This window comes from Achromobacter sp. ESBL13 (assembly GCF_036668755.1).
In the GTDB taxonomy this organism is placed as follows: Bacteria; Pseudomonadota; Gammaproteobacteria; order Burkholderiales; family Burkholderiaceae_B; genus Achromobacter.
In genome coordinates, this window is the sequence record NZ_JAZEVT010000003.1 from 567,001 (window position 1) to 588,435 (window position 21,435).

The window sequence follows — 21,435 nt, forward strand, 5'->3', positions numbered from 1 at the left end:
CCCACGCATGTCCGCCTTGATCGAAGCCATTCACCGCGCCGAAGACGGTAGCGACCTTCCAAAAATGTTGTCGCTGTGCGACCAAGCCGTGCGCGAACAGCCCAACTGGGCCACCGCGTGGGCCTTGCGTGCCCGCTGCCACGCCCAGCGCAAGGCTTACGTTCAGCGTGACGCTGACCTGGCGCGCGCCCTGGCGCTGGATCCGCAATGCAGCGACGCCATTGCCGTGCAGGCGGTGGTGCAATACGACGACGGTGACAAGCAGCAAGCCTGGCGCGGATTGCGGGACGCCCGGCAACGCGCGCCTTCGCACTTTGGCCTGCTGATGGCCGAAGGCTATCTGCTGATCAACGACCGCCGCCTGGAAGATGCCATCGCCAGCTGGACCCGTGCCTCTCAGATCCGGTCGACCGCCGCCGCGCCGCATTGCTATATCGGTTCAAACCTGCACAACGCCGGCCGCTACACGGACGCCCTGCCCTACCACCAGCGCGCCGTTGCGCTGGCGCCCAACAACGGCGGCTTTCTGTACGACGCCGGCAACAACTACCGGCGCCTGGGCGACCTGCAAAACGCCATCGCCATGTTCGACCGCGCGCGCGCCATCCTGGGCGAACAGAACGCCATCCAGCACAACCGCGCGTCCTGCCTGCAAGCCATGGATCGCCACGCCGACGCCATCGAGGAATGGACCAGCCTGCTGCGACGCGAGCCCGACTGGGACTGGCCGCTGGAAGGCAAGGCGCGATCCCTGCACCGGCTGGGTCGCGCGGACGAAGCCGTGCCCTTGTGGCGCCATCTGGATGCGCTATCCGACACGGGCTGGGAGGGCCGCAAGGAACAGGCCCGCGAATACGTGCGCAGTGGCGAACCGAAACGTGCCGAAGAGGCGCTGATCGGCCTGGACCCGCTTGACAGCGGCGACGCGCAGCTGCTGTTCGTGGCGGGCAACGCCCAGCGCGACCAGCGCAACTGGGAGGCCGCGCTGGCGTACTACCTGAAAGGGTACGAACTGGCGCCCAGCGACGACTTCCTGCCCGGCAACGCGGCCGACATGCTGAACTACCTGGAACGCCATGACGAAGCGCTGCCTCTGGCCGAGGTGGCCATTTCGCTGGACCCGGACTGGCTGAAATGGCGCCGCGTGCGCATCGAAGCGCTGACGCATTTGAACCGCGCCGACGAGGCCGTGGCCTATGCCGACACCGCCCTGGAACGTTGGCCCGACAGCGGCCCACTGCACGCCGAGCGCATCAACGCGCTGATCGCCGCCAAGCGCAATGACGAAGGGCTGGCCGCTTGCGACCGCCTGCTGGGTCTGGACCCGGACTACCGCAGCTGGGCGCTATTTGCGCGCGGCCGGATCTACGGCCAGATGAAGCGTCACGCCGAATCGGCCGTGGCCTACCGCCAGGCATCGTCGTCGTACCAGCAAAACGGCAGAACCTATTTTCAAGAGCTGTCGATGAAGAACGCCCTGGAAGCCGAAGCAGCCGCCGCCAAACCCGCCGGCTTTCTTGGCCGGCTGTTCGGCCGCAAGTAGCCGGTACGCAGGCGGCGGGATGTTATAGTCACGCCCGCTGCCGGCCCTTGCAAAGCGCCGCGCATCGCCCGAGTGGTGAAATTGGTAGACACAAGGGACTTGAAAAAATTTGAGCCCTTTGGAGGAAACTTCAAAGGTGTAGCCCGTCAAACTCGGCGAATGCCCTGGACTTGTTCCGAGCCAACGCCGAGCCAAGCCCCGATTGAAAAATCGGGGAAGGTGTAGAGAGCAGACGGCGGGCACCTAAGGCCGCAAGGCTATGGTGAAGGCGTGCTCCAGACCACGAACAGCGCACGCGCGCTGGCGGCGAAAGCCGAAGTGGTAAGAAAATCCCTCGACCGCAAGGTCGTACCGGTTCGATTCCGGTCTCGGGCACCACTTTTGCGATCGAAAGGCATCGGCCTTTCGGGTCGCCTGTCTTGCGCCTGCCCTGCGCTTTCGCCTGCTTTCCCCTGTTTTCCCTTCCTTTCTGTCGTCTTGAACGCCCCCGCCGCCCGCCCCCCTTTCATCGTCCTGGACGCCTGCGTCCTGATGTCCGGCATTTTGCGGCGGCTGCTGTTGCGTCTGGCGGATGCCGGCGTGTACACGCCGGTATGGACCGAACGCATTGGCGAGGAATGGCGACGCAACGCGTCGCGCATCTGGGATATCCCGCCCGACGTGCTGGCCGAATTCTGGGCCGAGATGAACGCGCGCTTTCCCGAGGCCAATGAAGCCGACACGCAGGTGTATGAAGCTTCTTTGCGCTACAGCGACCCCAAGGACTTCCATGTGATTGCCGCCGGCCTGGCGCGCCGCGCGCGCTGTGGTTTGCAGCAGCCGCCCGTGGTGCAGGTGTTGACGTGGAACCTGAAGGACTTCAACCGATCGGAGTTGCGGCGCCAGGGGCTGGACGTGTACAACCCCGACCGCATGCTGGTGCAATGGTGGCAAGCCGACGCGAACGCCATGCGCACGGCCATTGCACAGATTCCCGACGACTACGTCGCACTGGGCCGCGAGCCCGAACCACTGGCTACGACGCTGCATCGCGAGCGCCTGTATGGCTTGAAGAGCCTGGTGGCGCGCGACGCTGGGTGAAAGCCCCAGCGGAAGGCGCCGTGAAAAATGCAGGTTGAAATACGGGCCTGAAAAAAAAGGCCTGGCCGGCTTGCGCCGCACCAGGCCCGGAGCCAAGCGTGTTTCCCGTGGTCAGTCGACCTCGACGAACGTTTCTTCGCGCTTCTTGCGCAGCGCCGGCAACATCACCAGCACGAGCAGAATGGCGGCCAGCGCCAGCAATGTGGCGGACAGCGGACGCGTGACGAAAGTGCTGAACTCACCGCGCGACAGCAGCAATGCCCGGCGGAAGTTCTCTTCCATCATCGGGCCCAGCACCAGCCCCAACAACAGCGGCGCGCCTTCGCAGCCCAGCTTGCTCCACACATACCCGATGATGCCGAAGATGGCGAACATGAAGATGTCGAACACGTTGTAGTTCAGCGAATACACGCCAATCGTGCAGAACACCAGGATTGCCGGGAACAGCATGCGGTAGGGAACGCGCAGCAGCTTCACCCAGATACCGATCAACGGCAGGTTCAGGATCACCAGCATCAGGTTGCCGATCCACATGGACGCGATCAGGCCCCAGAACAGCTCGGGGTGGCTCGTCATCACTTGCGGGCCGGGCTGGATGTTGTGGATGGTCATCGCGCCCACCATCAAGGCCATGACCGCGTTGCCCGGAATACCCAGCGTCAGGAGCGGGATGAATGAGGTTTGCGCGCCCGCATTGTTGGCGGATTCCGGACCCGCCAAGCCGGCCGGATGCCCCTTGCCGAAACGCTCGGGTTGTTTCGACAGCTTCTTCTCAAGCGTGTACGAGGCGAAGGCCGACAGGACGGAACCGCCACCCGGCAGGATGCCCAGCGCCGAACCCAGGGCGGTGCCGCGGACGATGGCGGGCGCCGCTTCGCGGAACTCTTGCCGGCTGGGATACAGCGAACCCACCTTGTCGGTGATCTCGACGCGGTTCTCTTTTTGCTCCAGGTTGGCCATGATTTCAGACAGGCCGAAAACGCCCATCGCGACGATGGCGAAGTCAATACCGTCCTGCAATTCCGGGATGCTGAAATCGTAGCGGGCGACACCCGAATTGACGTCGGTGCCGACCATGCCCAGCAGCAAGCCCAGAAGAATCATGCAAATGGCCTTGGGCAGCGACCCCGAGGCCAGGACCACCGCGCCGATCAGACCCAGCGCCATCAGGGAAAAATACTCGGCGGGTCCGAATGCGAAGGCCACTTCAGCCAAGGGTGGCGCGAACGCCGCGATCAACACCGTGGCAACGCTACCCGCGAAGAATGATCCGATGGCGGCAAGCGACAAGGCCGCGCCCGCCCGGCCGTTGCGCGCCATCTGGTGACCATCCAGCACCGTCACCACGGCGGACGTTTCCCCCGGCAGGTTAACCAGAATGGCCGTCGTCGAGCCGCCGTACTGGGTGCCGTAATAAATGCCCGCCAGCATGATCAGGCCGGCAGTGGGCGGCAGCACATACGTGATGGGAAGCAGCATCGCGATGGTGGGCACCGGGCCCAGGCCCGGCAATACGCCGACCAACGTGCCCAACAGGCAGCCAAGGAATGCGTAGCTGAGGTTTTCCGGCGTGAACGCCACGGAGAAACCCAGCATCAGGTTTTGCAGTAGTTCCATTGCCGTCTCCTAGTTGGCGAATGCGCTGGGCCACAGGGGAAATATCAAGCCCAGGCCGCGTATGAACGCAAGGTAGGAGAACGCCACGAGGAACAGGCCGTTCGCCACGGCGACTTTCCAATTGAATTCGTGGCTGGCAAGACTGCTGATGAGCACCAGCAGAAAAACTGAAAGGTAAAGCCCCAGGTGCGAAAGCGCGAAACCGTACAACACCACGGACCCGACCACCAGGAAAAGAATGCGGAAGTCGTAGCGGCTGATCGTGGTCGTCTGGGCGTTCCTGGCCAGCGCACTGATCAGCACGACGGCGCCCATCAGCGCCAGGACAATGCCTAGCCAGAACGGGAAATATCCCGGTCCCATGCGGGCCGCGCTTCCCATGGAATATTCGGTGGCCTGCGCGGAAAAGGCCCCTCCTAAGGCAATAAACATGGCTCCGGACCAAAAGTCCTGTCTGTTTCTAATCAAGCTGCGGTCTCCCTTGTCTGACGCGCCGAACCATCACTGAAAACAACGGCGCGTGCTTATCTCAACGCCTTGCGGCACCGTCGCGAACGACAGGCAGAAAAGCGAAGAGGCAGATCCTAAATCGCATGCCGACATATCGAACATCCGTAAGAACCATGACTTTTTTGGGGATATCCCTGAGTCAAATAGTGGACATTTTTCACCTGTCTGGCCGTGATGGCGGCTTACAAACACCCTTCACTTTGCTTTCAACGCAGGCACTGCGGGGATGTTGGCCAAGAACGAAAAAGTTCCAGGGGTGACGTGAAAAAATTTTCGCAGTGGCTGCGTTGCGCAACTTTTTTTGCAACAACGTCCGACTTCAAGCGTGCGCGCGAAAACAAAAACGCCCGCAAGTTGCGGGCGTCCGTGAGGTGGATTCGGTGTCGGGTGAAGGCGGCCTCAAGCCGGTGCCGCCGCCCTGCTCAATGGTCGTGGTTGCTGGCCGCGAAGCCCGCGGCATTCAGCACGTCGATGACTTCCAGGATGTGGTCCGGCCCGCGAGTCTGCAAGACGAAATCCACCTCGACATTGCGCACGGGCAATGATGTGAAGGCGCGCTGGTGATGCACTTCGGTGATGTTCGCCTGCGCATCGGCAATGAGCTTGGTGGCGTGCGCCAGCGCGCCCGGTAAATCGCGCAAGTCGACGCGGATACGGGCAAGGCGGCCGGCTCGCACCATGCCGCGCTCGATCAGTTCGCCCAACATCAGCGGGTCAATGTTGCCGCCCGTCAGCACCAGGCCGATGCGCTTGCCCTTGTAGCGGTCGCTGCCCGCTTCCTGCGCGCGCAGCAGGGCCGCCAGGCCCGCCGCGCCGGCGCCTTCGACCACGGTCTTTTCAATTTCCAGCAGCACGACGATGGCGTGCTCGATGTCGCTTTCGCTGACCAGTTCAATGTGATCGACCAGCTTGGCCACGATGGGCTGCGTCAGCCCGCCCGGGGATTTCACCGCGATGCCTTCCGCGATGGTGTATTGCCCCTGCGGCATGTCCACGCCCTTGACCGCCGCGTACATCGACGGGAAGCGCTCGGTCTGCACGCCCACGATCTCGATGTCGGGCTTCAAGGCCTTGGCTGCCGTGGCCACGCCTGAAATCAGCCCGCCGCCGCCAATGGCGATGACCATCATGTCCAGCTGCGGCTGGTCTTCCAGCATTTCCAGCGCCACGGTGCCCTGCCCCGAAATGACGGCTTCGTCGTCGTAGGGGTGAATCATGATCAGGCCGCGCGCCTGCGCGAGCTCGTAGCCGTGCGCCTTGGCATCGTCGAACGTATCACCCGCCAACACCACCTCGGCGCCGAAGCGGCGCGTGTTGGCCACCTTGACCGTAGGGGTAAAGCGTGGCATCACGATCACGGCCGGCACGCCCATGCGCTGCGCATGGTACGCCACGCCCTGCGCGTGGTTGCCGGCGGACACCGCGATCACTCCCTTGGCGCGCTCATCGTCCGACAAGCTCAGCATGCGGTTCAACGCGCCGCGTTCTTTGAACGAGGCCGTGAATTGCAGGTTTTCGAACTTCAGCCAGATCTCGGCGCCGAAGATGTCGGACAGCGTGCGGGACAAGGTAAACGGGGTCTTCAAGACCTGGCCGCGCAGGTGTTCGCGGGCGGTCTGGATGGAAGCGATATCGATCACGATGGGTGGGTCCTGTTAACGCACAGGCAGAAAATTGAACAGCAAGAGGCCTTGCGCATAGTTGATCCCGATGCGGCGGGAGTTCTCGCCAAGCAGGTTGGCGATCAGGTCCAGCCGGCCGATGATGGCGCCGAACTCGCGTTCGAAGCTCAGGTTCGTGGCATTGGGAGACATTTCATTGGCCAGCAAAAGCAGCTCGCCCTGGTTGTTGCGGCGCGACGCCAGCAGCCAGGCGGCGGCCTCGACGTTCCGTGCGGCATTGTAGACCCGCTGGCCGTCCAGCGCGTCGGTGGCATACAGGCGGGTCTTGCCGTTGTGCGCGGCAATGATGGTGTCGGCCATGCCGTAGATGAACGCGCCGACGCGGTCACCGGCGTAGTTCGGGTCCAGCGACACCGCCAGGATCTGGATGTCTCGCAGGCCGGCCAGGTCGCTGGGCGGGATGCGTACTTCGATGGCGTGCTTGACGCGGTTCACGGCGGCTTTTTGATCGGCCACGCCGGTCTTACGCCATTCGCGCGGATTGCGGCGGTAAAGCTTGTCCAGCAGGGAATACAGGCTGGTGAGGTTGTCGCGCACTTCCAGCGTGACGGTGCGGTTGAAGTCCGTCTGGCCGAATTGGTCGGCCGACATGGCTTCGCTGTTCGGCCCGCGCTGCCCCGGGCCCGGACCGCTCATGCAGCCGGTCAGCATTGCGGCGGACAGCGCCCCGCACAGCACCGCGCCCGCGGCAGCAGGCCATCTGGTCATGCTTGGATCATCCGATTCCCCCTTTTCTCGCGCACGACTTTACAGCAAGGTCGGCGAAGTTGGGAGACGACAGCGGGGCGAAGTCGCAAGAAGATGAATCAAGGCATCTCGCGCCGTTTGCGGCGCTGCAATAAAAAACGGCGCCTTGCGGCGCCGTTTTTGTTCAATCAGTCTGCCAGCTTATTCAGCTTGCGGTTCCGATTGGGGGGCTGCATCGGGAGCGGCAGCGGGCTGCTGCGCTTCGATACCGCCGATTGCCTTGATGGACAGGCGCAGACGGCCCTTGTCGTCGGCCTCGATGACCTTGACGCGGACTTGCTGGCCGACCTTCAGCACATCGTTAATGTTCGCGATGCGGTAGTTGGCGATTTCCGAGATGTGCAGCAGGCCGTCACGGCCCGGCAGCACTTGCACGATGGCGCCGAAGTCCAGCAGACGCAGGACCGAGCCTTCGTACATCTGGCCCACTTCGACATCGGCCGTCAGTTCGACGATGCGGCGCTGGGCTTCTTTGGCCTGCGCTTCATCGACGCTGGCGATCACGATCGTGCCGTCGTCGGAGATGTCGATCTGCGTGCCGGTTTCTTCGGTCAGCGCGCGGATGGTGGCGCCGCCCTTGCCGATCACGTCGCGGATCTTCTCGGGGTTGATCTTGATGGTCAGCATGCGCGGGGCAAAAGCCGAGAGCTCGCCACGCGAACCGTCCAGCGCTTCCTTCATCTTGGTCAGGATGTGCAGGCGGCCTTCGCGGGCTTGCGCCAGCGCCACTTGCATGATTTCCTTCGTGATGCCCTGGATCTTGATGTCCATCTGCAGTGCGGTGACGCCGTTTTCGGTGCCCGCAACCTTGAAGTCCATGTCGCCCAGGTGATCTTCGTCACCCAGAATGTCGGTCAGCACGGCGAACTTGCCGCCGTCCAGGATCAGGCCCATGGCCACACCGGCCACGTGATCCTTGACCGGCACGCCGGCGTCCATCATGGCCAGCGAGCCGCCGCAGACCGAAGCCATCGACGACGAGCCGTTGGACTCGGTGATTTCCGACACGATGCGGATCGTGTATTGGAAGTCTTCCGGAGCCGGCAACAGCGGAATCAGCGAACGCTTGGCGAGACGGCCGTGGCCGATTTCGCGGCGCTTGGGCACACCGATGCGGCCCGTTTCGCCGGTGGCGAACGGAGGCATGTTGTAGTGCATCATGAAGCGGTCACGGTATTCACCCATGAGCGCGTCGATGATCTGTTCGTCTTGCTTGGTGCCCAGCGTGGCCACGACCAGCGCTTGCGTTTCACCACGGGTGAACAGCGCGCTGCCGTGTGCGCGGGGCAGCACGCCCAGACGCACGCTGATGGGGCGAACGGTGCGGGTGTCGCGACCGTCGATACGCGGTTCGCCATTCAGGATCTGACCGCGAACGATGGCCGATTCCAGCGAGAACATGATGTTGTCGACGGTAACGGCGTCAGGCGCGGGCTCGCCCTTTTCAGCAGCGGCGGCAGCCAGCTTGGCCGACACGTCGGCCGACACTTCGCGCAGCTTGGCCGTACGGGCCTGCTTTTCACGGATCTGGTAGGCGGCGTTCAGGCCTTCCTGGGCAGCCGCGGTCACGGCGGCGATCAGGGCTTCGTCCTTGGCGGGCGCTTGCCAATCCCACTCGGGCTTGCCGGCGTCCTTCACCAATTCGTGAATGGCGTTGATGACGGCCTGCATTTGCTCGTGGCCGAACACCACACCGCCCAGCATGATTTCTTCGGACAGCTGTTGGGCCTCCGATTCCACCATCAGCACGGCGTTTTCGGTACCGGCAACCACCAGGTCCAGCTTGGACGACTTCAGTTGCGTAGCGGTCGGGTTCAGCGCGTATTGGCCGTCGATGTAGCCCACGCGAGCGGCGCCGATCGGGCCGTTGAACGGGATGCCCGAAATAGCCAAAGCGGCCGAGGCGCCGATCATGGCGGCGATGTCGGGATCAATCTCGGGATTGACCGACAGCGTGTGGATGACCACCTGGACTTCGTTGTAGAAGTCTTCGGGGAACAGCGGACGCAGCGGACGATCGATCAGGCGCGAGGTCAGCGTTTCCTTTTCGGACGGCTTGCCTTCGCGCTTGAAGAACCCACCCGGAATACGGCCGGCGGCGTAGGTCTTTTCGATGTAGTCGACGGTCAGCGGGAAAAACGTTTGACCCGGCTTGGCCTTCTTGGAAGCTACGACAGTAGCCAGGACAACGGTGTCCTCGATCGACACCACAACGGCGCCGGAGGCCTGGCGAGCGATCTCGCCAGTTTCCAGGACGACCGTGTGCTGGCCGTACTGGAACGATTTTGTCACTTTGTTGAACATGACGATTATTCCTTACAAATGAAAAACCGTGGCCGCTGCGACAATACGTCGCACCGACCACGGTTGCGTCATGGGGAGCCAGCCCCGTCGATCACTTGCGCAGACCGAGTTTTTCGATCAGAGCGCGGTACGAATCGGGATTGCGGCCCTTGAGATAGTCGAGCAGCTTGCGGCGACGGCTGACCATACGCAGCAGACCGCGGCGCGAGTGATGGTCCTTCATGTGTTCTTTGAAGTGACCGGTCAGTTCGTTGATACGGGCGGTGAGCAGAGCCACCTGAACTTCGGGGGAGCCGGTATCGCCTTGAGCGCGTTGGAACTGCGCAACGATATCGGATTTCTTGATGTCAGCTACAGACATTGATGACCTCTTCGGACATGCGACAGGGCCGAGGTGCCCTGACGTGGTTGGGAAAAATTTGCGTAAGACCCGGCGATAAGCGTTTTTGCTTTCTCACTGCTGCTTCAATAGCTGCAAAGTGGCCGCTTTCGGCTACCGTGCAACCGGACTGCCGGCGCAAAGCATCTTGCAAAATCAATCAATACGTTTGATAAAGCTCGGTGATTATAGCTGAAACGCTAGAATTACCCCAGAGACGGTTTCGCCTGTTCGGCAGAGGCCGGCAAGCGCCCCGGCGCCTAGAGGAGCAAAAGATGTCTAAATATTACAGAACAGCCCGCCTCACCCTGGCTTCCCTGGCCCTGACCGGCCTGGCCGCCTGCGCGAACCTGGCTCAGGTCCAGCCCGGCACGCCCTACGCCGATGTGTTGACCCAATTTGGCAACCCCAACTACACCTGCCCGCAAGCGGGCGGCGGGCAACGCGTCATCTGGACCCAGCAGCCGATGGGGCAATTTGCCTGGGGCACCAACGTAGGCACCGATGGGCGCGTGGGCCCTGTCGTGCCCCTGCTGACCGATGCGCACTTCAAGGTGCTGGAAGTGGGCGAATGGGGCCCGGACCGCGTTCGTTGCGAGTTTGGCCCGCCCGCCCGCATCGAAGAGACGGGGCTGGGGGAAAAGCGCGAAGTCGTGTGGTCGTATCGCTACAAGGAAAACGGCGTGTGGAATTCGTTGATGTACGTCTACATGAGCCGTGATGGCAGCAAGCTGACGCACTTCCACCCCGGCCCGGACCCGATGTACGACGATGAACGCTTCATGTGGCACTGAGGTGCCCGGGCAATAAAGCCCGACGCAAATATTGAAGCTGAAAGACAAAACCCGCCAATCGGCGGGTTTTGTTTGAGCGGTAAATTCGAGCGGTAAGTAATACCGACAGCGATCAGGACGACGACTGCCCGCGACGCTCTTGCGTCAGGCGGCGCGCCTTGTTCCAGCGCCACGCCCAGATGACCCAGCCCGAAAAACCATACAGCACGAACAGGCCGAACAGCACCACCGGGGGGTCGCTGGACACGAACACGAACACGGCCACCACCAGCAAGATGCCCCAGAACGGCACGCTGCGGCCCAGCGCAAAGCTCTTGCCGCTGAAGAAGGGTGCGTTCGACACCATGGTGATGCCGGCGTACATGGTCAGCGTAAAGGCCACCCAGGCCATCAGGCTGTCATGGATAGGCAGCTTGTTATCCACGGCCAGCCAGACGAAGCCGGCCACCAGCGCGGCAGCGGCCGGGCTGGGCAAGCCTTGGAAATAGCGTTTGTCGACAACGGCAATATTGGTGTTGAAGCGTGCCAGGCGCAGCGCGGCGCCGGCCACATAGACGAAGGCGGCAAGCCAGCCCCAGCGGCCCAGGTCGTTCAAGATCCATTCGTACATGACCAGCGCGGGCGCAACGCCGAACGACGTCATGTCCGACAGCGAATCATATTGTTCGCCGAAGGCAGACTGCGTATTGGTCAACCGGGCAACCCGGCCATCCATGCCATCAAGCACCATGGCCACGAAAATGGCGATGGCGGCGACTTCGAAGCGATCATTCATGGCCTGCACGACGGCATAGAACCCCGCGAACAGCGCCGCGGTGGTGAATGCGTTAGGCAGCAAGTAGATGCTTCGGTGGCGGTTCTCGGAATCGCGCATGGAAAAATTGGGCATAGTCTCAATAACTTACAACGGACTGTGAAAGGTTAACTCATATGGCCCCGCTTGCGGGACAGAGCAAGAGCCGTGCCTGACGAAAAGGCCATAAAAAAACGGCACGCCCTTGCGAGCATGCCGTCTTTGAGGACGGGGCGCGGGGCCAGCCCGCGCCGAACGTCGATCAGTTCTTGGACTTGTCCACCAGCTTGTTCGCGGCGATCCAGGGCATCATGGCGCGCAGCTTGCCGCCCACTTGCTCGATCTGCGATTCGGCGTTGATGCGGCGACGCGAGGTCAGCGTCGGGGCGCCGGCGGTGTTTTCCAGGATGAACTTCTTGGCGTATTCGCCGGTCTGGATGTCCGTCAGGCACTGGCGCATGGCCTTGCGCGTTTCGTCGGTGACGATCTTCGGGCCCGTTTCGTATTCGCCGAATTCGGCGTTGTTCGAAATCGAGTAGTTCATGTTGGCGATGCCGCCTTCATAGATCAGGTCGACGATCAGCTTCAGTTCGTGCAGGCATTCGAAGTACGCCATTTCGGGCGCGTAGCCGGCTTCCACCAGCGTGTCGAAACCGGCCTTGATCAGTTCGACGGTACCGCCGCACAACACGGCTTGTTCGCCGAACAGGTCGGTTTCGGTTTCTTCGCGGAAGTTGGTTTCGATGATGCCGGCACGGCCGCCGCCGTTGGCGCTGGCGTACGACAGGGCCACGTCACGCGCGGCGCCCGACTTGTCCTGGTACACGGCCACCAGGTGGGGCACGCCGCCACCTTGCTTGTACGTGTTGCGCACCGTGTGGCCCGGGGCCTTCGGGGCGATCATGATGACGTCGATGTCTTCGCGCGGCACGACCTGGCCGTAGTGGACGTTGAAGCCGTGGGCGAAAGCCAGGGCGGCGCCGGCCTTGATGTTGCCGTGCACTTCCTTGTTGTAGACCGAGGCGATGTTCTCGTCGGGCAGCAACATCATGACGATGTCGGCGGCCTTCACGGCATCAGCCACTTCCTTGACTTCCAGGCCCGCGTTGGCGGCCTTGTTCCACGAAGCGCCGTCCTTGCGCAGGCCGACGATGACCTTCACGCCCGATTCATGCAGGTTCTGCGCGTGCGCATGGCCTTGCGAACCGTAGCCGATGATGGCAACGGTCTTGCCTTTGATGAGGGACAGATCGCAGTCTTTGTCGTAGAAAACTTTCATGGTTGTGCTCCAGATTCCAGTATTTTGGATATTCGATTAATTCAGATGTAGGGTGTGGCGTGGCCTGGAAGGCCGGTCAAATCTTCAAAATCCGTTCACCGCGTCCGATGCCGGACACGCCGGTGCGTACGGTTTCAAGGATGGCACTGCGGTCCAGGGCTTCCAGGAAGGCCTGTACTTTTTCCTGCACCCCGGTCAATTCGATGGTGTAGGACTTGTCGGTCACGTCGATGATGCGGCCGCGGAAAATGTCCGCCATGCGCTTCATCTCTTCGCGTTCCTTGCCAACGGCGCGCACCTTCACCAGCATCAGCTCGCGCTCGATGTGGGCGCCTTCAGTCAGGTCCACCACTTTAACGACATCCACCAGGCGGTTCAGGTGCTTGGTGATCTGTTCGATGACCTCATCGGAACCGGTCGTCACGATCGTCATGCGCGACAGCGTGGAATCCTCGGTGGGCGCCACGGTCAGGGTTTCGATGTTGTAGCCCCGCGCGGAAAACAGCCCCACCACGCGCGACAGCGCGCCGGGTTCGTTTTCGAGGAGGACGGAAATCACGTGCTTCATGGTGGCCTCCTTACAGGTCTTCAGAGCCAAGCAGCATTTCGGTCAGCCCACGGCCGGCCTTGACCATCGGCCACACGTTTTCGGTGCGGTCGGTGATGAAGTCCAAAAAGACCAGGCGTTCCTTGTGCTTGCCAAAGGCTTCGCGCAGCGCGGGTTCGACATCCGCCGGACGCTCGATACGCAGACCCACGTGGCCATAGGCCTCGGCCACCTTGACGAAGTCGGGCAGCGAATCCATGTAGGACTCGGAATAGCGCGAGCCGTAATCGATCTGCTGCCATTGCCGGACCATCCCCAGGAAACGGTTGTTCAGGCAGACGATCTTGGGCGTCAGGCGGTATTGATGGCAGGTCGACAGTTCCTGGATGTTCATCTGGATCGACGCTTCGCCGGTAATGACGGCAACGTCGTGCCCAGGGTTGGCCATCTGCACGCCCATCGCGTACGGCAGCCCCACACCCATGGTGCCCAGGCCGCCGGAGTTGATCCAGCGGCGCGGCTTGTCGAATTTGTAGTACTGGGCCGCCCACATCTGGTGCTGGCCCACGTCGGACGTGACGAAGGCGTCGCCGCCCGTCACTTCCCACAGCTTTTCCACCACGTACTGCGGCTTGATGACTTCGTCCGAGTTGGCGAACTTCAGGCATTCCTTGCCGCGCCAGGTTTCAACCTGCTCCCACCACTTGGTGATGGACGCGGGCTTGTGCTCGGCGGCCGCCACTTCATATTGGGCGGACAGGTCGGCCAGCACATCCTTGACGTTGCCGACGATCGGGACGTCCACGCGCACGCGCTTGGAGATCGACGACGGATCGATATCGATATGGATGATCTTGCGGGCGTTTTGCGCGAAGTGCTTGGGGTTGCCGATCACGCGGTCATCGAAACGCGCGCCGATGGCCAGCAGCACGTCGCAGTGCTGCATCGCCATATTGGCTTCGTACGTGCCGTGCATGCCGGGCATGCCCACGAACTGGCCGCTGCTGGCCGGGTAGCCGCCCAGCCCCATCAGGGTGCTGGTGCAAGGCGCGCCCAGTTGCGACACAAGTTTGTTGAGCTCGGGCGCGGCGTTCGACAGGATGACCCCGCCGCCCGTGTAGATCATCGGCCGTTCGGCGGCCAGCAGCATCTGCACGGCTTTCTTGATCTGCCCCTGGTGGCCCTTATTGACGGGCGCGTAGGAACGCATCGAGATCTCGCCCTTGGGCGGCGTGTATTTGCACTGCGCGACGGTGATGTCCTTGGGGATATCGACCAGCACCGGGCCGGGGCGGCCCGTGCGCGCAATGTAGAACGCGCGGCGCATGGTTTCGGCAAGGTCCTTGACGTCACGCACCAGAAAGTTGTGCTTGACGCAGGGACGCGTGATGCCGACGGTGTCGCATTCCTGGAACGCATCTTCGCCGATGGCCGCAGTGGGCACTTGCCCGCTGATGATGACCATGGGGATGGAATCCATATAGGCGGTGGCGATGCCGGTGACGGCATTGGTCACGCCCGGGCCGCTGGTCACGAGGCAGACGCCAACCTTTTGCGACGAGCGCGAATAGGCATCGGCGGCGTGCACGGCGGCTTGCTCGTGACGAACCAGGATATGCTGAAATTTGTCTTGCTTGAAGATCGCGTCGTAGATGTAAAGCACTGCGCCGCCGGGATAGCCGAAAACGTGTTCCACGCCCTCATCGGCCAGGCAGCGCACGACGATATCGGCGCCATTCATTTCCATGTTGTATTTCCTTTCAGTACCGGCCCTGCAACCCTGACTGCTGCTCGCCCGGATACGGCGGCAACGGAACCCATACCGGTTACGACAACATGATCCGGCGCTTAGCGGCTCACGGAGCCACGCCACCCGGACACCCTGCCGACCCGGCACACGCTCGACAGAACGCAGTGCAAACGCCCCTGGGGGACGCTGGAGGTCGAAATGGAAGCTTTGGCAACACACGCTTGTGGCGCGGCCAACAGCAAGTATCACTGCGGCGGGATGGCTGGGGAGGTGACCCGTTACCATCCGCCTCAACGCACCGGTATCGGATAGGCAGACCGGTGCAAGAGGTGGAATTTACCGCGTTGCGTCAAAGGTAGCAAATCGGCGTGAAACGACCGTTGCACGCGCGATGCAAAGCGAATTGCGGGAAAGTCCGGCAGCCATCCGACCCCAGAATATATGCCCCCCCAGGGGCGGCCCGACGGGGAAAGGCCCTAACTCGCGGGCGCATCTATATACTTGCCGCATCGCGAGAATTAGGCCCCGCCCCCATGGATTTGCGCATCGCCAGCATCCGCCGCTTCCTTTACAGCCACTACTTCTTCGGCGGGGTGCGCCAGGGGGTTGGCATGCTGTTGCCCGTGCTGGTGCTGGGCGGGCTGTTCGGCAACTACACCACCGGGCTGGTCGCGACGTTTGGCGCGCAGTGCCTGGCCATCATCGACCAGCCGGGCGGGCCGCAGCGCCATCGCACCAACGAAATGCTGGGCGGCGCGGCGCTGGGTACGCTTACCGTCATCATTACCGGGCTGGCGTCCAGCAACCCCGTCCTGATCTGGCTGGTGGTGATTGCGCAGTGCTTCGTCTATTCGATGTTCACGGTGTTCGGCAAGCGCGGCGGGCTGATCGGCTTTGCCGGCCTGCTGCTGATGACCTTGACCATGCATTCGCCGCTGGAGCCGCACCAAGTGCTGGCGCACGCCGCCGCGACGCTGGGCGGTGCGTTGTTCTACGTGGTCTTCAGCCTGGGATTCTCGCGCCTGTTCTGGCTGCGCGAAGAACAGCAGGCCATGTCCGTGGCGCTATTCGCCACGGCCGACTACGTGGCCGCCCGCGCCGCTTTCTACGACGAGACGGCCGACCTGGACGAATCCTACCGCGCACTGATCCAGCGCCAGTCGATCATGACGGAAAAGCACCAGGCCGCGCGCGACATGGTGCTGCGCGCGCTGCCACGCGGCAAAGGCGTGGGTGACCGCCAGCGCGTGATGATCTGGAACATGTTCGTGGACATGTTGCAACTGCTGGACACTCTGGTCGCCACGCATACCGACTACGCCGCGCTGCGCCGCACGCTGGCCGGCAACGACTGCCTGATGTTCATGCGTGACGCGCTGGTGAAAATGTCGCTGGAATTAAACCGCATCGCGCTGGATGTATCGCGTGGCCGCCCGGTGCAATACCGCAGCAGCGCCAAGGCCGAGCTGCGCGCCATCGAATACGAAATCGAACAGCTGAAACAGCAAGGGCTGGGCGAGCGCGAACCCGAGATGCTGGCGCTGATCATCCAGGTGCTGCGCCGCCTGCGCAATTCGGCCCGCATCGTGGACCGCCTGGCCGACCACACCGCCGCATCGCCCGACGCCAAGCCCACCGACGTCTTGCGCATCAACAAATCGTTGACGCGGTTCATCTCGCGCCAGGAATTCCGCTTTGGGCTCCTGACCAGCAACTTGCGGCTGGATTCCCCGCACTTTCGCTACGCGCTGCGCGTGACGGCGGCTGCCGCCATTGCCATGACCCTGGCCAGCCGCTGGTTGTCGCCGGAGTTTTCCGCGCACAACTACTGGATCATGCTGACCATCGTCATCATCATGAAGCCCGGCTTCGCGTTGACGCGGCAACGTAACGGCTGGCGCCTGGGCGGCACCTTGATCGGCTGCATTTGCGCCCTGCTGCTGTTCAACCTGACCGACAGCCCCGAGATCCTGTTCGCCGTGCTGCTGGGCGCCTGCATCATGGGCAACAGCCTGGTGCAGCTGAACTACATGGCCAGCGCCATATTCAACACGTTGTTCGTGGTGCTGGTCTTTCACTTCGTGTCGCCGGGCACCGTGTCGATGTCGGTGATTGGCGAACGCGCCATCGATACGCTGCTGGGTTGCGCGCTGGCGCTGATATGCAGCTACATCCTGCCGTGGTGGGAAGCGCGCTACCTGAAGCCGCTGGCGGCGGCCGCCACGCGCGCCAACCGCGAATATCTGGTGGCCGGCCTGCGCTACGTGGAAGCCATGCAGGCGCATGGCACGCCGTCAAACGTGGCCACGGCTACCGCCACGACTGCCGCCACAACCCCTGCATCCCCCGCCGCCAGCCCCACTGCCACCCCCGCCGCCGACACGCCCGCCGTCATCGACGCCGACCTGGCATGGCGGCTGGCACGCAAGAACGTGCACATTGCGTTCAGCAACTTTGCCGAGGCGTTCTATCGAATGATGAGCGAGCCGAAGTCGCACCAGCAAAGCGTGCCGGAATTGAACAACCTGCTGATCCAGAACCACGTGCTGGCCTCGCAGATCACGGCGGCGATTCCCATCCTGGCCGCGCTGCCCAAAACGCCCGAGGCGGTGCAGCTGGCCATGAACGGCATGGTCGACCTGCTGGACGAAAAGCGCCCGCAGATCGCCACCACCCTGCCCACGCAGTTCGACACATCGGGCGAGCAGGCGGCGTTGGCCTATCCGCTGAAACAGATGCTGAAGGCCTCGCACATGATCCGCCAGGAATTGCAGGCGCTGGCTGACCCTACGCACGCTCCGCCGGTGGCGGCGGCGGCCTGAAGGCGAAGGTCTCGGTGACCCGCAAGACGGGCAAGGCGCGCAAAGACGTGGAACAGTGCTCACGTCAACCGCGCACTCACCGCGTCGACTGATGACGGCGTCAACGCACCACGCCGTCAACCCATCACCGCGTCAATCCGCCAGCTTGCGGCGAAACACCAGCTTGTCGTCCGTCGATGCCGAGGCGTCGTAGGCGTAGCCTTCCAGGTCAAAGCCTTGCAAGCCTTCGGGCTTGGTCACCTTGTGCTGGATCGCGTAGCGCGCCATCAACCCACGCGCCCGCTTGGCGTGAAAGCTGATGATCTTCCAGGCGCCGTTCTTCCAGTCCTGGAACACACACTGCACCACGCGCGCCTTCAGCGTTTTCAGGTCAACCGACTTGAAGTATTCCTCGGACGCCAGGTTCACGATGACCGGCGCCTTCTTGCCTTCCAGACGCTCGTTCAGATAGTCCGCAATGGTCGAACCCCAGTACTCGTACAGGTTCTTGCCCTTGGGCGTTTCCAGCCGCGTGCCCATTTCCAGGCGATACGGTTGCATCAGGTCCAGCGGCCGCAGCACGCCATAAAGGCCGCTTAGGATGGCCACGTGCTCTTGCGCCCAGTCCAGCTGCCTGGCCGACAGGCTGGAGGCGTCCAGCCCTTCGTACACATCGCCGTTGAAGGCCAGCACGGCCTGGCGCGAGTTGGTCTGGGTAAAACTGCGCTTCCAGTGCGCGTAGCGCTGCGCGTTCAGTTCCGACAGCGCCGGGCTCAGGCTCATCAGGCCGGCGATGTCTTCGGCGGACTTGGTCTTAAGCACTTTGATCAGGCCGGCGGCCTGATCCACGAACAGCGGCTGGGTATGCGTCTCGATATGCAAGGGCGAGTCATAGTCCAGCTTCTTGGCGGGGGAAAGCAAAAACAACATTCGTGGTTCCTTTATCAGCGCGCCGTCCAGCCGCCATCGACCGAAACGGACGTGCCCGTGATTTGCGCCGCGGCGTCCGAGGCCAGGAACACGGCGGTGCCGCCCAATTGTTCCGGCGTCACGAATTGCAGCGACGGCTGCTTTTCGCCCAGCAGTTCGCGCGCGGCGGCTTCCTGGTCAACGCCATTTTTTTCCGCCAGCGCGGTGATCTGCTTTTCCACCAGGGCGGTGCGCACCCAGCCCGGGCAGATGGAATTGGCGGTAATGCCCTGCCCGGCCGTTTCCAGGGCCGTGACTTTGGTGAAACCCACCACGCCATGCTTGGCCGCCACGTAGGCCGACTTGTTGGCCGACCCGACCAGGCCGTGCGCCGACGCGATATTGATGATGCGGCCAAAGCCCTGCTTCTTCATGTGGGGCAGCGCGGCGGCGGTGCCGTGAAACACGGCGGACAGGTTCAGCGCCAGGATGGCATCCCACTTTTCAGCGGGAAAATCCTCGATCAGCGCGGTGTGCTGGATGCCGGCGTTGTTGACCAGGATGTCGATGCGGCCCAACTGGCGCACCGTGTTCTCGACCAAGCCGCGTACCGCGTCGCCCTTGGACAGGTCGGCGCCGTCGTAGACGACCTTCACGCCGTGCTTGTCGGCCAGGCCGGCGCGCACTTTTTCGATTTCGGCGGCGTCACCAAACCCATTCAGGACGATATCGGCGCCTTGCTGCGCGAAGGCGGTGGCGATACCCAGCCCGATGCCGCTGGTGGAACCGGTGACTAGGGCGACTTTTCCTTTAAGCATGCGCATTCTCCTGGGGTCTGGCGGGGGTGACAGTGGGGTGACGGTGGGGTCGAAATGCAGAGCGGGCACAAGTGTAGCCGCCCCGCAAGACGGCAATCATGCCATGACCCCACGCAGTGCGGGGTCAAGCGCGAGGGGAGCTGTCGGCCGGGTTTGCCGAGGGGTTTGCCGAGGGGTTTGCCGGCGGCTCAGGAGTCGGATCCGGATCCGGCTCCGTCTGGATCGGGCTCGGCAGGTCTGCCATGCCGCCACGGTTTTCCGGCACGCGCTCCAGCAGCTTGATCAGCACGGGCACCACGCCCATCGAAATCGCGACCACCACGGACAGCACGTCGCGCTGTTCAAGATTCACCAAGTGGTTATCCCAGGCTTCGTTGAAGATGGCGAAGCTGAACTCGCCGCCTTGGGCCAGCACCATCGCAAACAGCAGCCGGTGGTAGCGCGGCAAGCCTAGAAACCGCGCGAACCCATACAGGACCAGCGCCTTGACGACCAGCAAGGCGGCCACGCCGCCAAGAATGAACCACCAGTGGTCGGCCACCACCTTCAGGTTGACGGACATGCCGATAGCCAGGAAGAACAGGCCCAGCAACAGCCCCTTGAACGGTTCGATGGCGCTTTCAAGGTCGTTCCGATAGCGCGATTCCGCCATCAACACGCCCACCAGAAAGCCGCCCAGGCCGGCGGACAGGCCGGCGTAGTCGAACAACTGCGCCGCGCCCACCACCATCAACAGCGCCGCCGCCGTAAACAGTTCCTGCAACTGCGCCTTGGCGGCCCAGCCCAGCAGGCGCAGCCGATACGCCAACGTCACCACCGCCACGGCCACCAGCGCTTCCTTGAAGGAAGGCGCCGACGTGCCGTCGGACCCTAGCAGCCCCGCCGCCACCAACATCGGAATGGCCGCCATGTCCTGAAACAGCAACACCCCCAGGGCCGAGCGCCCCAGCGGCGTGCGGGTCAACGTGCGTTCATCCAGCAGCTTCAACGCCACCGCCGTCGATGACAACGCCAGCGACAAGCCGCACAGCACGGCAGCCTGCCACTCCATGCCGGCCAGGTGCCGCAGCGCCGCGCCAAACACCAGGCCCAGCAACAGGCCGCAGACCAGCATCTGCAGGGTGCCCAGTAAAAAGACCTCGCTGCGCATGGCCCATAAGCGCCGGGGCGACAGTTCCAGCCCGATGATGAACAGCATCATCACCACGCCCCACTGCGACACATTGATCATGGTGTCGACATTGGTGATCAGCTTCAGGCACGACGGCCCGATCAGCACGCCCGCGATCAGGTAGCCCGGTATGGCGCCCAGCCCCAGCCGCTGGGTGATCGGCACGCACAACACGGCGGCAAGAAGAAGGATAAGGATCAGGTCCATGGAAAAGGATGCCGGCTGGGGATGATGGGGGAAGGCCGAAGGCGCGCAGCGCGAATGGAAGGATTCTGGGCAAAGATCGCGACCACCGGAAGCGTCGGATGCCTCCCTTCAAAGATTTTTTCGCACCCCCTTTACACACAAGAAAAAATTCCTGTAGAATTGCGGGCTTCGCTGCTCCAACAACGAAGATCCTTCCGACCAGGGATCTTTCAGTGAAGCCTCTTTTAAGAACTTGAAGTCTGGGTCTTAAAGCAAGAGGCACCACCGTTTTGGAACCCAGCCACGGAGAGGTGGCAGAGTGGTCGAATGTACCTGACTCGAAATCAGGCGTACGGTATCCCCGTACCGTGGGTTCGAATCCCACCCTCTCCGCCAGTATTCAAGAACGAAGCCCCTGAGAAATCAGGGGCTTTTTTCTTTGTGCGGCGAGCAGACGGCTGAAGAGTCGGGTGACCCCGCCGTACCCCGCCGTACCCCGCCCTAACCCGCCCCGCCCTAACCCAC

Annotated in this window: 17 protein-coding genes and 1 tRNA gene; 5 read left to right on the top strand and 13 right to left on the bottom strand. The window is 62.7% G+C overall.

Annotated elements, in window-relative coordinates; all coding sequences use genetic code 11:
* The first annotated feature begins 7 nt into the window (after nt 1-7).
* On the top strand, nt 8-1,543 hold the full coding sequence (locus V6F88_RS16760) for a tetratricopeptide repeat protein (protein ID WP_332610832.1): 1,536 nt from the start codon (nt 8-10) through the stop codon (nt 1,541-1,543).
* A gap of 531 nt (nt 1,544-2,074) precedes the next feature.
* Nucleotides 2,075-2,623 carry a PIN domain-containing protein gene (locus tag V6F88_RS16765; protein ID WP_442880324.1) on the top strand — a complete coding sequence of 183 codons (549 nt, stop codon included), beginning with the start codon at nt 2,075-2,077 and terminating at the stop codon, nt 2,621-2,623.
* A gap of 111 nt (nt 2,624-2,734) precedes the next feature.
* Here the strand turns inward: V6F88_RS16765 and V6F88_RS16770 are convergent, their stop codons facing one another.
* The 6 genes from V6F88_RS16770 to rpsO all read right to left on the bottom strand — a co-directional run bounded on the left by V6F88_RS16770 (nt 2,735) and on the right by rpsO (nt 9,844).
* Nucleotides 2,735-4,240, bottom strand: coding sequence for a tripartite tricarboxylate transporter permease (locus V6F88_RS16770; protein ID WP_332610836.1), 1,506 nt, complete (start codon nt 4,238-4,240; stop codon nt 2,735-2,737).
* Between the two features lie 9 nt (nt 4,241-4,249).
* Nucleotides 4,250-4,672, bottom strand: coding sequence for a tripartite tricarboxylate transporter TctB family protein (locus V6F88_RS16775; protein ID WP_332610837.1), 423 nt, complete (start codon nt 4,670-4,672; stop codon nt 4,250-4,252).
* A 500-nt stretch (nt 4,673-5,172) separates the two neighbouring features.
* Nucleotides 5,173-6,390: a threonine ammonia-lyase gene (locus V6F88_RS16780; protein WP_332610839.1), complete on the bottom strand. Its 1,218-nt coding sequence runs from the start codon at nt 6,388-6,390 to the stop codon at nt 5,173-5,175.
* Between the two features lie 15 nt (nt 6,391-6,405).
* Entirely contained in the window at nt 6,406-7,083 is a 678-nt protein-coding gene (locus tag V6F88_RS16785; RefSeq protein ID WP_442880327.1) for a hypothetical protein, read from the bottom strand.
* Nucleotides 7,084-7,320: 237 nt separating this feature from the next.
* Nucleotides 7,321-9,483, bottom strand: a complete 2,163-nt coding sequence (gene pnp, locus V6F88_RS16790; RefSeq protein WP_104143657.1) for a polyribonucleotide nucleotidyltransferase — start codon at nt 9,481-9,483, stop codon at nt 7,321-7,323.
* A 91-nt stretch (nt 9,484-9,574) separates the two neighbouring features.
* On the bottom strand, nt 9,575-9,844 hold the full coding sequence (rpsO, locus tag V6F88_RS16795) for a 30S ribosomal protein S15 (protein WP_006223612.1): 270 nt from the start codon (nt 9,842-9,844) through the stop codon (nt 9,575-9,577).
* Between the two features lie 293 nt (nt 9,845-10,137).
* On the opposite strand from rpsO, the gene V6F88_RS16800 reads away from it, so the two are divergent.
* Nucleotides 10,138-10,656, top strand: coding sequence for a hypothetical protein (locus V6F88_RS16800; protein ID WP_332610842.1), 519 nt, complete (start codon nt 10,138-10,140; stop codon nt 10,654-10,656).
* Between the two features lie 112 nt (nt 10,657-10,768).
* Here V6F88_RS16800 and pssA read toward each other — a convergent pair whose 3' ends face one another.
* The 4 genes from pssA to V6F88_RS16820 all read right to left on the bottom strand — a co-directional run bounded on the left by pssA (nt 10,769) and on the right by V6F88_RS16820 (nt 15,310).
* Nucleotides 10,769-11,545, bottom strand: coding sequence for a CDP-diacylglycerol--serine O-phosphatidyltransferase (gene pssA / locus V6F88_RS16805; RefSeq protein ID WP_332610843.1), 777 nt, complete (start codon nt 11,543-11,545; stop codon nt 10,769-10,771).
* Between the two features lie 166 nt (nt 11,546-11,711).
* Nucleotides 11,712-12,728, bottom strand: a complete 1,017-nt coding sequence (ilvC, locus tag V6F88_RS16810) for a ketol-acid reductoisomerase (RefSeq protein ID WP_046807014.1) — start codon at nt 12,726-12,728, stop codon at nt 11,712-11,714.
* A gap of 76 nt (nt 12,729-12,804) precedes the next feature.
* Nucleotides 12,805-13,296 (bottom strand): acetolactate synthase small subunit, encoded by a 492-nt coding sequence (gene ilvN / locus V6F88_RS16815; protein ID WP_006223608.1) that lies wholly within the window; start codon nt 13,294-13,296, stop codon nt 12,805-12,807.
* A gap of 10 nt (nt 13,297-13,306) precedes the next feature.
* A complete protein-coding gene (locus tag V6F88_RS16820; protein WP_332610844.1) occupies nt 13,307-15,310 on the bottom strand; it encodes an acetolactate synthase 3 catalytic subunit in 2,004 nt (667 codons plus the stop codon).
* 248 nt (nt 15,311-15,558) lie between these two features.
* Here V6F88_RS16820 and V6F88_RS16825 point away from each other — a divergent pair, with 248 nt between their 5' ends.
* Nucleotides 15,559-17,847: an FUSC family protein gene (locus tag V6F88_RS16825; RefSeq protein ID WP_332610846.1), complete on the top strand. Its 2,289-nt coding sequence runs from the start codon at nt 15,559-15,561 to the stop codon at nt 17,845-17,847.
* A 132-nt stretch (nt 17,848-17,979) separates the two neighbouring features.
* Here V6F88_RS16825 and yaaA read toward each other — a convergent pair whose 3' ends face one another.
* The 3 genes from yaaA to V6F88_RS16840 all read right to left on the bottom strand — a co-directional run bounded on the left by yaaA (nt 17,980) and on the right by V6F88_RS16840 (nt 20,931).
* Entirely contained in the window at nt 17,980-18,756 is a 777-nt protein-coding gene (yaaA, locus tag V6F88_RS16830) for a peroxide stress protein YaaA (RefSeq protein ID WP_332610847.1), read from the bottom strand.
* Between the two features lie 14 nt (nt 18,757-18,770).
* A complete protein-coding gene (locus tag V6F88_RS16835) occupies nt 18,771-19,553 on the bottom strand; it encodes a 3-hydroxybutyrate dehydrogenase (protein WP_332610849.1) in 783 nt (260 codons plus the stop codon).
* A 124-nt stretch (nt 19,554-19,677) separates the two neighbouring features.
* Complete coding sequence (locus V6F88_RS16840; RefSeq protein ID WP_332610851.1) at nt 19,678-20,931, bottom strand: cation:proton antiporter domain-containing protein; 1,254 nt, start codon at nt 20,929-20,931, stop codon at nt 19,678-19,680.
* 284 nt (nt 20,932-21,215) lie between these two features.
* Here V6F88_RS16840 and V6F88_RS16845 point away from each other — a divergent pair.
* A tRNA-Ser gene (locus V6F88_RS16845) sits at nt 21,216-21,306 on the top strand.
* Nucleotides 21,307-21,435: the final 129 nt, after the last annotated feature.